Raw genomic sequence first — 10,890 nt, 5'->3', positions numbered from 1 at the left:
CACCGCTCACTGACTCGGCCGGACAAGAAGGGGACGCCGGCCCCGGACCTGATCGGCCGCGACGTTCACGCCGATACGCCCGGAACCAGACTGGTCGGCGACATCACCTACCTGCCTACCGCGGAGGGCTGGTTCTACCTCGCCTGTTGGCTGGACCTGGCCACCCGCGAAGTCGTCGGCTATGCCATGGCCGACCGTCACCGCGCCGAACTCGTGGTCGACGCCCTGAACATGGCCCACGGCCGGGGCCACCCGCAGCCCGGCTGCGTGATCCACAGTGATCGCGGAAGCGAGTACACATCGGCCCAGTTCCGCTATTAGATACGCGAGTTGGGACTGCGCCAGAGCTGCGGGCGCACCGGATCATGCTTCGACAACGCTGCTGCGGAGAGTTTCTGGGCCCTGCTCAAGGAAGAGATCGGCACGCGTGTCTGGCCCGACCGGGCCACCGCCCGCGCCGAGGTCTTCGCCTTCATCGAGACGTTCTACAACCGCCGCCGCCTGCGCAAACACAAGGTATTCGGCTACCTCACCCCGGCTGAGACCCGGCAACGGCCGGCGAGCGGGCCATCTCCCCGATGGGCCACGTGCGCATGATGGCCCGCACCAGCACGCTCTCGCGGCATAACGAACGAGTGTCCGAGATCACGGGGAAACTTCAGCCGGGCACTGACCCGAACACTGGCTGAGATCGCCGAACGACTCCTGCCCGCCCGTCGGCACCGGACCTGCCCTGGCGTGATCAAACGCAAGATGTCCAACTGGCCCCTCAAGCGAGCCGAACACCACAACCGGCCACCACCCGCGCCAACGACGATCACCACCCGACCAGCAACAATCTAAGTCACCAGCATTGGCCCTAGGCCGGCCTGGAAGCACTCCTCCATGCTCCAGCGGACACCGGCGACGCGGACCAGTCCGGACAGGGCCACTTCGGTGGGTGACCAGCACAAGTAGAAGGCGAGTTCGCCGGTGGACCGGTTGCGTTGGATGAACAGGTAGCGGTGGCTGCCGGTGCCGGTGCGGATCCCGCACCTGCGCTGCTGCAGCAAGGATCTCCCGCTCGCGCGCATGGGGAGCGTCCCCGAACTCCGTGTGACAGCGGCGCCTGTGACGTGAGTCATGTGGCGCGATCAAGTCAACTTGTCTGACAGTTATCCGAGTTGATGATGATGCTGCAGTAGGTTTCCTGTGACCTTTTTTGATCGTTTCTAGGGGGAGCCTTGTCGCGTTCGCGCGCGAGATTCTTGGCCTCGGCATGCGCCGGGGTCACCGCACTCACCGTTCTGGGTACCGCTCCACAGGCGCATGCATCTGCTCCCGCGGAGGCATGTAGCCTCCTCTACACCGCGCAGATCACGTTCTGGGGAATGACGTGCAGCCAGCCGGGGGAACCGATGATCGGCAGCTTCGCCACCTGGCGCAATGTGCCGATCACCTTTGATCAGGTCGACACGTCGTCGGCCACCGTCCAGGTAGGCAACTACCTGCATGTCAGCCCGAACACATCCGGTAGTCCCCTGGCTGCTCCCAGCATAGAGATCGGCCTCTACGCAGAGAAGACAGGGAAGACCACGCACACCTACGGGCCGCGCTGGACTGAACTGACGACAAGCGGCGGGCGATCAACCGCCATCAAATCTGGAGTCAACCCGACCAAGGCGGACAATCGCAACCACACCTACATGACGGTCCGGCAGGAAAGCGGCAACCAGTGGGATGTGCTTTACGACTTCAACAAGGTCGGCTCCACTGCCAAGCAGCTGAAGGTGGTAGGCGGCAACGCCAATCGCGTCGACGTCGGCCTCCAGGTAACGGGACCCACGTATGTCGACGTGCCATCGATAGCCGACCGGATGCAGTTCATGACCGGGAACAAGGTGTGGGAACATGTGACAACGGGCAACGTGGCCAAGTCCGTCACGCTGCCCGCATGCAGTTCGGCCCACAAGCCGCCGAACTGCTTCACCACGAAGCTGACCGACAACAGCAAGTTCACCCAGTGGACGGCGAGCAAGCCCCGCCGACAGACCAGCACGGCGGCGGCATGGCCCAGCGCGCCTGCCCCGGCGCATGGGACGGACACTCTCGCGGGTCTGTCCGCCACCTTCAACGGCGTGAACCAGGACGCTTTGCAAGCCTGCCTGGGCAGTGACGCCGACGACTGCCTGGTCAGTGTGCCGGGCCTTGCGGAATGCGTCGTGACGGTGCGAGTGTGCAACGCCGCCGCCCTGCCCACCGGCGGATCTCTGGAGGAGCCTGTGGGCGGCGCGGACGTATCGGCCGCCGACATCCGGGCCCGCGCCGCTGCGGCCTTCGACGTCCCAGGCGATGTGGTCACCGTCAGGCCGCCGGCTGCATCCACTGCGCTGAAACCCGGCGCTCGCGCGGCCTCCAGCAACGGCGACGGCGTCTGGACGGTGTCCTCCTCCAGCTCCACCCCGGGGCTCCAGCGCGGCGAGCGCCGCTTCGAGGGGTTCATCGCGCATTACACCCCCCGCACCGGCGCCCTGCTAGAGGCGTGCTGGGGCGACCTGTGCGACGTCCAGTGATCATGACGAACCGCAGATGCCCCCAAGCTTCTTCATGCCCGCAAGGAGTCCACTGGTGAATACCGGCACCTCACCTATCCGCCTGGCCCGCAAATTAGCCACCGCCACTACCGCCGCTCTCGTACTGCTCACCACCGTAGGCACGTCTGCTGGCCACGCTGCCTCGACCGCAAACGACCGGGCCCCGAGGGCGCGCGTCATGTTCGTCGACGCCTCCTCTGTGCCTGCGGACGCGCTGCGCGGTCTGGGCAAAGCCCTCCCCTACGCCGAATACGCCCGGTCCCGCGGCGTGACATCCCCGGCGCTCGCTGCGGTGCCTGGATCTGCTCCCGACGGTGAGCAGGATCTGCGCCAGGAATGCGCCACGCACGGGGCGCAGGCCAGGGCCGCAGCCGGGTGGATCAAGTCGCGGTTCGAAAGCTGCCAGAAGCGCCCTTTCGACCTGGTTCTACGTGATGTCAGGGGCACCACCACCCTGGGCCGCCTCAAGTTCGACCAGTGGGTGCTCGGCTTCGCCTACGACGGGAGCCGGCGGGTCGACTACCTCGCCAGCATCGAGAACATCATCGTCCAGCCCATCCCGACCGAGGACGCCACGAAGTGGCGGCTCGGCCAGCACTTCCACCACAATGTCAACGCCTCCGAAAGCGACCCGGACCCCCAGGTCACGGCACCGCAGACCACCGAACGCGATGAGCTGCTCGGCGTCTGGGACAGCCAGCCGCACTGGAATCTGACCTATGTCTCTACAGACAAGGGTCCCCTGTTCGACCAGGGCAACCAGCAACGGGTCTTCTCAACCGTTTCGATGGATCTCAGCGCCAGCTCTCCTAATGCCGCGCCGTTCACCGAAGGCGGCGGGGTCTACAATTCCAGCGTTCGCTACGACTACGCCGGGAAGATCGCCGGCAAGTTCCAGGGCACCGTCTTCACCGGGGCCCGGGTGGAACTCGTCATGAGCCAGACGGATCCCGCGGTCAACGAGAGCGCTCTGCACATCTACGACGCTCTCAACCGCCCCGAGCGCACTTTCCCTTCCTGGCCGGGCAAGTCCGTCCCCGGAACGAAGGAACCCCTACACCGGGAAGTCAACGCAACCAAGATCGACGCAAATCGTAATAAGTCGATCGGTGAATGCAAAAAGGTTTGGGGAGACTACGCCGGAAGCGGCCTGCAGTGCGATGAGTATCCCTTCGCATCCACCAAGGAAGGTTCGACCAAAGGCGACAACCGCTTCTCCGTCCGACTCATTGACGGGCCTGACAACCGTAGAGGCGGAGAACGTCTCGCCGCGGCCTACACTCTCAACCGCGTCCTGGACGGCGACGCCTTCTACCTGAAGATCACGAACTAGCAGGAAGGCTCTCAGTCCATGGCTCTTCTCGCCGAGCACAGCATCCGTGCCACTCCTGGCCGTTGCATCGTCGAGGTGTACGACGCCGACGCCTTCCTTGGCGATGAAGCAGCACTGGACGCCGCAGAGGTACAGGTAGTGGCTGGTAATGGCTACCACCTGTACCTCTTGAGCCTGCAAACCGACATCGACGTGCAGGTCACCATCCGCATTTGGGATACGCCCCCTACTCCGCCCGCCGACGCCGAAGGACACGTAGCCATCGACCTCGAGTCGGAAACGGGGACTCTCGTCATCGGTCAACTCGACCGCGGGCCTGCCGACGAGCTCACTCTGCCCCGTCCCGGCGTCTACCAAGGCCACGCCTGGTGGGAAAATCGGCAGGCGACTGCGGACTACTACTGGAGCACATTCCACCAGCCCAGCGATGACACCTCCGAAGACCACCTCACACAAGCATGGAAGAACTGCCCCGTGACCGAACGATACATCCTGGACCTTGCCTACAGTCACGCATCAGAACCCGACGAAGACGAAGAGCTCTAGTACCAATGCCGTGCAGTTAGGCGTGGAGCTGGTGTGTCAAGCCGCAGGAAGCAGAGATGGAACTCCTGTTAGAACCGTGTCGACCAAGATCACTGTTCAGCAGGAGCTCCATTGAATGCCGAGTCTGTCATTTCTCGTGAGGTTGCGGTTGCCGCAGGGCGGTTCGCGCCAGGCCATTTGGGCGAGTTAACACGGATCGTCCCGTTCGAGATGGTCGACGAGGTACTGGCCGAGGCCGGCAGGACACAGCAGCGGATACGCGACCTTCCCTCACGCGTGATGGTGTATCTGCTGCTGGCCGGGGCCCTGTTCCCGGGAATCGGCCGGCAGCAGGTGTGGCAACGGATGACGGCCGGGCTGGAAGGACTGGAGACGGCGACTTAGACGGTTGGCGCGCTGGCGCAGGCCCGCAGGAGGGTCGGGACCGAGCCGCTGCACCGCTTGTTCGACCTGTTGCGCGGACCGGCCGGCGGCGTCGCCACCGTGGGAGCGTGGTGGCGGGGCCTACTCGTCTGCGCTGTCGACGGCACGCTGATGACCATCCCTGACAGCCCGCAAAATCAGGCTGAGTTCGTCAGGCACCGCTGTAACAACGGCGGGGCGGGATACCCCTCGCTCCGCCTGCTGGTTCTGGTCTCCTGCGGCACCCGTACCGTTTTGGACGCGGTGTTCGGGCCGACCACGAACGGGGAGACGTCCTACGCACCGGGCCTGGTCCGCAGCCTTCGTGAGGGCATGATCGTCCTGCTGGACCGGAACTTCGCCGTCCAGGCGCTAGTCGAGGCGGTCACCGGCACGGGCGCACACGTCCTGGTCCGCGTGAAGGAACACCGCAGGCTGCCGGTCCTGGAGCGTTTCCCCGACGGCTCCTACCTGTCCAGGCTCGGAGCCGTCGCGGTCCGCGTCATCGACTGCGAGATCACCGTCAGTACCTCACAGGGCCGCCGCACCGGCGCGTATCGTCTCGCCACGACCCTGACCGGCTGCCACACGCACCCCGCTGCCGAGCTGATCAGGCTCTACCACGAGCGATGGGAGGTCGAGACTTCCTACCTGGAGATGCAATCCACCCTTCTGGGCGGCCGGGTCCTTCGCGCCCGGACACCTGCCGGCGTCACCCAGGAAGTCTTCGCACTGCTGGTCACCTACCAGATCCTGCGACGGGCCATGGCGGACGCCACCGGCACCCGCCCGGCCACCGACCCCGACCGGGCCAGTTTCTCCATCGCCCTGAACACCGCCCGCGACCTGCTCGTCCAGGCCGCGGGCGTTTTCAACGACGCGGTCATCGACCTCGTCGGCACCATAGGCCGCCGGGTCCTGGCCGACCTCATGCCCGACCGGCGCATCCGCACCCGGCCACGTGTCGTCAAACGCGCCATCTCCAAGTACAACGCCAGAGCCACCGTCGACAGGACCAGCTACAAAGCCACCATCAGCATCGATATCCTGACCAACCGCACCACTTGACACCAGACACCCAGCTCTAACTACACGGCTTTGGGACTAGCTTCCGACCACCCACGAGCTGACGAGCGCCCAGTATTTTGGCCAGGACTGCACCTGGTGCCGCGCCCCTCTCACGCGGGGCGGCACTCTCGCCGGGCGAGCACGCGGGCAGGTCGGCGCGCACGTCGTGGCAGTGCCCGTCTTTCAGTGCCTCCCGGGCACCGGTTGCCAGTCCAGTGCCCGCCGCCTCACGGAAAGGAACTCCTGATGCTCTGCGACCGATGCGGGCGGCCCGTACAAGGCAAGCCGGAAGAGATCCATATCGAAACCGGGACCGGCGTGGTCACCATCACCGTCTGCTCGCCCCCGTGCCACTTGCCGCTAGTGCTCTGACCGCATTGGTTCACCGGGGCCGCCACCTCCTCGCCTCGGGCCTGTCAGGGCCCAGGGCTAGGTTGAGCGCGAGTCGATGAGGGAGCGAAGGGAGTTCAACTGATGGGCGCCAGCGGGTGGAGTTATGTCACGCCTTACCGCGGGACCGTTGTCGCGAGCCTGGAGGCTCTGCAGGAAGAGGTCTTCGCGCAGGAGTACGGCGATGGCGAGGAGTACAGCACCATCGAGGAACTGTATGCCGATGAGGAGTTCATGGAGGAAGAGGGAACTCACTCGATTCTGGATGTTCGTCGCGTCGTGGACTCAACGAAGTTGCCGCAGGAGTCCCGCTCAGCGGACTACTTCACCATCCGGCCGCTGGCTCCTGCCCGGCTCATGGTCCACTTTGGCACGGATCGCCCTAGCGTCCGGCAGTTCGAGGATGCCATCGCTCAGTCCTCTACGTTTATGCAGGCCTGGCGCCCAGGCGATAGAGACACAAGCCTGCTCGGGGAGCACGAGATGCGTTGGACCGGCTTCTATGTGCTCCTTCACACCGACGGCAAGCCCTCCCACGTCGGCTTCTTCGGATCTTCCGGAGACTGACGTGGCGCCGGGTGTGGCCTGACGTTTCCGCAGCTCACGCAGCCGTGCGGGGACGTCCGCCCCAACGGATGCCTTTCTCGCTGCGGACGCGGGCTCGTTCGCGTCGTTGGGCGGCGAGGACATCGCGGTGGCGGGTGTTCTGGTTGCGCCAGCGCAGGTATGAGTGCAGGGCGCGGGTCTGGGTGGTGTGGTTGCGGTGGTTCGAGTTCGCGATCGTGAACTGCCGCAGCGGCCCGAAGTGAGCCTCGATCGGGTTGGCCCAGGACGTGTAGGTCGGCGTGAAGCACAGCTCGACTCGGTTCTTCTTCGCCCACTGGCGGATCCGCTCACCCTTGTGGGCAGACAGGTTGTCGAGGATGACGTAGATCGGGGCGCCGTCCGGGCGGGCCGTGCGGATCGACTTCAATGCGGCCAGGGTGTTCGCGGCGCCCTTCTTGTGGCGGTTGACGCCCCACAGAGTGTCGTCGCCGATCGAGTAACAGCCGTGGAAGTACCTGACGCCGTGGGTGCGGTGGTAGGTCGCGGGGCGCCTCTCGGGGTGACCGGCGAGAGCCCAGCATGAGCTGGCGGTGGGGCGGATGCCGAGCGGCCCGAACTCGTCGAAGGCGAACACCCGGTCGGGGAAGCGCTCCAACACCTCCCCAATCCGGTCGAGCTTGGAGTCCCGGTCAGGGTCGGGTGACTCCTTCCATGTCTAGGTGCGCTGGAAGGTGACGCCGCGGCGGGCCAGAAGTCGGCGTAAGGTCTCGCGGCCGATCCGGATCACGCGGCCGTGGACGCGGTGCAGGTAGGCGGCGAGTTTGCGGATGGACCAGCGGGTGAAGGGCTGGCCGAGTTTGGTTGGGCGGGTGGTGGCCGTCTGGACGACGAAGTCCTCGTCGTCAGGACTGAGCAGGCGGGGACGGCCTCCCGCCCATTGAGGGTCCATGCAGGCCAGGCCGATCTCGTTGAACCGGTGGATCACATCCCGGACGGTGTCCTCGTCGGCCTGCACCAGCTGTGCGATCATCGGCACTCGGTTCCCGCCGGCCGAGGCCAGCAGCAGCATCGCGCGCCGGAACCGCACCGAACTGGGGCTGCCCCGACGCACGATCTGCTGCAGCTTCTGCCCCTCCTGGTCGGTCAACCTGCGCACGCGGACAGGCTCAGCCACCACACCCCCAGCGGTCGGACCGGATGTCGATCCACCATCCAACCGCCACGGCCACCAACACGGCGAACCTACGTGGTCAGAGCACTAGATCGGCGCTCCGCGCGGTCGGGGCCACGCAGCAACTGAGCCGCGGTTCTCACGAAACCGGACGCGGTCCCACCCGCCGCCCCTCGACGTTCTTGCCTGCACCTGCCCTATATTTGCCTAAAGCCTTTAGGCAAATGCACAATCAGTAAGGTTCTTCGAGAGGTGGAGGTGGGTCCATGGGGCGGGTGGGGCTCAGTACGGAGCGGCTGGTGCGGGCCGGGGCGGAGTTGGCCGACGAGGCCGGGTTCGGGGAGGTGACGGTGTCCGCGCTGGCGCGGCGGTTCGAGGTGAAGACCGCGAGCCTGTACTCGCATCTGCGTAACTCCCACGATCTGCGCACCCGGATCGCGCTGCTCGCCCTGGAGGAGCTGGCCGACCGTGCAGCCGAGGCGCTCGCGGGCCGGGCCGGCAAGGACGCCCTGGTCGCCTTCGCCGACGCCTACCGGAACTACGCCCGCGCGCACCCCGGCCGTTTCGAGGCGGCCCGCTACCGGCTGGACCCGGAGACCGCCGCCGCGAGCGCGGGTGTGCGGCACGCCCGGATGACGCGGGCCATCCTGCGCGGCTACGACCTGGCCGAGCCCGAACAGACGCATGCCGTAAGGCTGTTGGGCAGTGTGTTCAGCGGCTATGTGGGGCTGGAGTCGGCAGGCGGCTTCGACCACAGCGCTCCCGGCTCGCAGGAGTCCTGGGAACGCGTGCTCGACGCGCTCGACGTCCTCCTGCGCACCTGGCCCCGCACTCCCCCGTCCGCCCCCGACCCGACAGGCCGCCGATGACCACCGCCTGGACCACCACCCCCCTCAGCGCCGCCCTCGTCCGGGGCGCCCTGGAACTGGAGCCCACCGAGCGCGGCCTGCTCCCGCACCGGCTGCCCGCGCGGGCCCGCGCCCAGTGCGCCGACCCGCAGCTGCACATGGCCGAGTCCCAGCCTTCCGGCGTACGGCTGGTGTTCCGCACCCGCGCCACCGCCATCGAGCTGGACACCGTGCCCACTAAGCGGGCCTACCTCGGGGCGCCGCCCCGCCCGGACGGCGTCTACGACCTGCTGGTGGACGGACGCCCGGCGGGCAGCGCCTCGGTCACCGGCGGCGACACCCTGACCGTCGACATGACCACGGGCGCCGCCGAGCTGACCCCCGGCCCGGTCGGCACCGCACGCTTCGGCGGGCTGTCCGCCGGGGACAAGGGGGTGGAGATCTGGCTGCCGCACAACGAGATGACCGAGCTGGTCGCCCTGCGTACCGACGCCCCCGTGGAGCCCGTACCCGCATCGGGCCGCCCGGTATGGCTGCACCACGGCAGCTCCATCAGCCATGGCTCGGACGCCGCGAGCCCGACCGGCGTCTGGCCCGCCGGCGCCGCCTCGCTCGGCGGGGTCGAGCTGATCAACCTGGGGCTGAGCGGGAGCGCGCTGCTGGACCCGTTCACCGCCCGCGCGCTGCGTGACACCCCGGCCGACCTGATCAGCGTCAAGCTGGGCATCAACCTGGTCAACACCGACCTGATGCGGCTGCGCGCCTTCGGGCCCGCCGTGCACGGGTTCCTCGACACCGTCCGCGAGGGGCATCCCGACACGCCGCTGCTCGTGGTCTCCCCCATCCTGTGCCCGCTGCACGAGGACACCCCCGGCCCCACCGTGCCGGACCTCTCCGCCCTGAGCGAGGGCCGGCTCGCGTTCCGCGCGGCCGGGGACCCGGCGGAGGTCACCCAGGGCAGGCTGACGCTCGGCGTCATACGGGAGGAACTGGCCCGGATCGTGGCGGAGCGCTCCGCCGACGATCCGCACCTGCACCTCCTCGACGGGCGCGAGCTGTACGGGGAGGCCGACTTCGCGGAGCTGCCGCTGCCCGACGGGCTGCACCCGGACGGCGCCGCGCACCGGCGGATCGGTGAGCGGTTCGCCGCGCTGGTCTTCGCCCCGGACGGCCCGCCGGCACCCCGCGCCCGGTGAGCACGGCGCCTCGGACGAGGCCGCCCAAGACGAGGTGGCCTCAGACGAGGTGGCCTCAGACAAGGTGGCCTCAGACAAGGTGGCCGAAGACGACCAGGTTCTCCGTGTAGTCCTTGGCCGAGTGGTCGTAGGCCCCCGCGCACGTGATGAGGCGGACCTCGGGGCGCGTGGCGTTCGCGTACACCCGCTCGCTGGGGAAGTCGTCCTTGGCGAAGGTGTCGGCGCTGTCCACGACGAAGTTCGCCGTCCTGCCGTCGGCGCGCTCCACGGAGAAGCGGTCGCCGGGCGCCAGGTCGTCGAGGTTGGCGAAGACCGCCGCCGAGGTGGTCGTGTCCACGTGCCCGGCGATGACCGAGGTGCCCTTCTCGCCGGGAGAGGCACCCTTGCCGTACCAGCCGACGAGGTTGGTGTTGTTCGCGGGCGGCGGCTCCAGCCGGCCGTCGGCGGCGAGCACGAGCGCGGTGAAGGGCGCGTCCACGCCGATCTTGGGGATGCGCAGCCGGGTCGGCGCCGAGCGGGGCAACGGGCCGCCCGCATGGACGGGGGCCGCCGTAGCGCCCCTGGCGCGGGTGACGTCGGTGCCGGTGCCGGTGCCGTGGTGGCCACCGAAGACGCTGAGCGCGAGGACGGCGACGGCCACCCCCCACAGCGTCAGCCGCCCGCCCCGGCCGGTCTGGTCACCAAAAGGGTCTGCTGCCATCGGACACCACCTCGCTCAGGCACGGCAGCACAGGGATCGGGGTCGGGGGGCGTGGGCCGTCGACGCCACTCGGCGTCGACGGCGGCCACGGCCCCTGATGCGGGGACGGTCAGGACG

General features: G+C 67.6%; 12 protein-coding genes and 1 pseudogene. 10 read left to right on the top strand and 3 right to left on the bottom strand.

Features of this window, described 5'->3' with window-relative positions; all coding sequences use genetic code 11:
* Both ACFWN1_RS27755 and ACFWN1_RS27750 read left to right on the top strand, forming a co-directional pair.
* On the top strand, window positions 1-321 hold a 321-nt coding region (locus ACFWN1_RS27755; RefSeq protein ID WP_384367558.1), incomplete at its 5' end, for a DDE-type integrase/transposase/recombinase.
* A 9-nt stretch (window positions 322-330) separates the two neighbouring features.
* The gene (locus ACFWN1_RS27750) at window positions 331-597 is read left to right on the top strand and encodes an integrase core domain-containing protein (RefSeq protein ID WP_384367555.1); all 267 of its coding nucleotides are present in this window, start codon (window positions 331-333) and stop codon (window positions 595-597) included.
* A 242-nt stretch (window positions 598-839) separates the two neighbouring features.
* Here the strand turns inward: ACFWN1_RS27750 and ACFWN1_RS27745 are convergent, their stop codons facing one another.
* Entirely contained in the window at window positions 840-1,052 is a 213-nt protein-coding gene (locus ACFWN1_RS27745) for a hypothetical protein (protein ID WP_384367552.1), read from the bottom strand.
* Between the two features lie 345 nt (window positions 1,053-1,397).
* Here ACFWN1_RS27745 and ACFWN1_RS27740 point away from each other — a divergent pair, with 345 nt between their 5' ends.
* From ACFWN1_RS27740 to ACFWN1_RS27715, 6 genes are all read left to right on the top strand, one after another.
* Window positions 1,398-2,552 carry a hypothetical protein gene (locus tag ACFWN1_RS27740; RefSeq protein ID WP_384367549.1) on the top strand — a complete coding sequence of 385 codons (1,155 nt, stop codon included), beginning with the start codon at window positions 1,398-1,400 and terminating at the stop codon, window positions 2,550-2,552.
* Between the two features lie 55 nt (window positions 2,553-2,607).
* Window positions 2,608-3,906: a NucA/NucB deoxyribonuclease domain-containing protein gene (locus ACFWN1_RS27735; RefSeq protein ID WP_384367546.1), complete on the top strand. Its 1,299-nt coding sequence runs from the start codon at window positions 2,608-2,610 to the stop codon at window positions 3,904-3,906.
* Window positions 3,907-3,924: 18 nt separating this feature from the next.
* Window positions 3,925-4,452, top strand: a complete 528-nt coding sequence (locus tag ACFWN1_RS27730) for a hypothetical protein (RefSeq protein ID WP_384367543.1) — start codon at window positions 3,925-3,927, stop codon at window positions 4,450-4,452.
* A gap of 111 nt (window positions 4,453-4,563) precedes the next feature.
* A complete protein-coding gene (locus ACFWN1_RS27725) occupies window positions 4,564-4,836 on the top strand; it encodes a transposase domain-containing protein (RefSeq protein ID WP_384367540.1) in 273 nt (90 codons plus the stop codon).
* Window positions 4,837-4,848: 12 nt separating this feature from the next.
* Window positions 4,849-5,922, top strand: coding sequence for an IS4 family transposase (locus ACFWN1_RS27720; protein WP_384367560.1), 1,074 nt, complete (start codon window positions 4,849-4,851; stop codon window positions 5,920-5,922).
* Window positions 5,923-6,396: 474 nt separating this feature from the next.
* Window positions 6,397-6,879, top strand: a complete 483-nt coding sequence (locus ACFWN1_RS27715; protein WP_384367537.1) for a hypothetical protein — start codon at window positions 6,397-6,399, stop codon at window positions 6,877-6,879.
* A gap of 34 nt (window positions 6,880-6,913) precedes the next feature.
* Here the strand turns inward: ACFWN1_RS27715 and ACFWN1_RS27710 are convergent.
* Window positions 6,914-8,032, bottom strand: a pseudogene (locus tag ACFWN1_RS27710) (IS630 family transposase).
* A 263-nt stretch (window positions 8,033-8,295) separates the two neighbouring features.
* On the opposite strand from ACFWN1_RS27710, the gene ACFWN1_RS27705 reads away from it, so the two are divergent.
* Window positions 8,296-8,898 (top strand): TetR/AcrR family transcriptional regulator, encoded by a 603-nt coding sequence (locus tag ACFWN1_RS27705; RefSeq protein ID WP_384367534.1) that lies wholly within the window; start codon window positions 8,296-8,298, stop codon window positions 8,896-8,898.
* Complete coding sequence (locus ACFWN1_RS27700) at window positions 8,895-10,073, top strand: GDSL-type esterase/lipase family protein (protein WP_384367531.1); 1,179 nt, start codon at window positions 8,895-8,897, stop codon at window positions 10,071-10,073. The genes ACFWN1_RS27705 and ACFWN1_RS27700 overlap by 4 nt, the downstream gene beginning before the upstream one ends.
* 70 nt (window positions 10,074-10,143) lie before the next feature.
* Here ACFWN1_RS27700 and ACFWN1_RS27695 read toward each other — a convergent pair whose 3' ends face one another.
* Window positions 10,144-10,773 carry a class F sortase gene (locus ACFWN1_RS27695; RefSeq protein WP_384367528.1) on the bottom strand — a complete coding sequence of 210 codons (630 nt, stop codon included), beginning with the start codon at window positions 10,771-10,773 and terminating at the stop codon, window positions 10,144-10,146.
* Window positions 10,774-10,890: the final 117 nt, after the last annotated feature.

This window comes from Streptomyces sp. NPDC058459 (assembly GCF_042721685.1).
GTDB lineage: Bacteria > Actinomycetota > Actinomycetes > Streptomycetales > Streptomycetaceae > Streptomyces.
The sequence above is the reverse complement of the archived record's forward strand: the minus strand, read 5'-3'. Positions and strand labels throughout refer to the sequence as shown.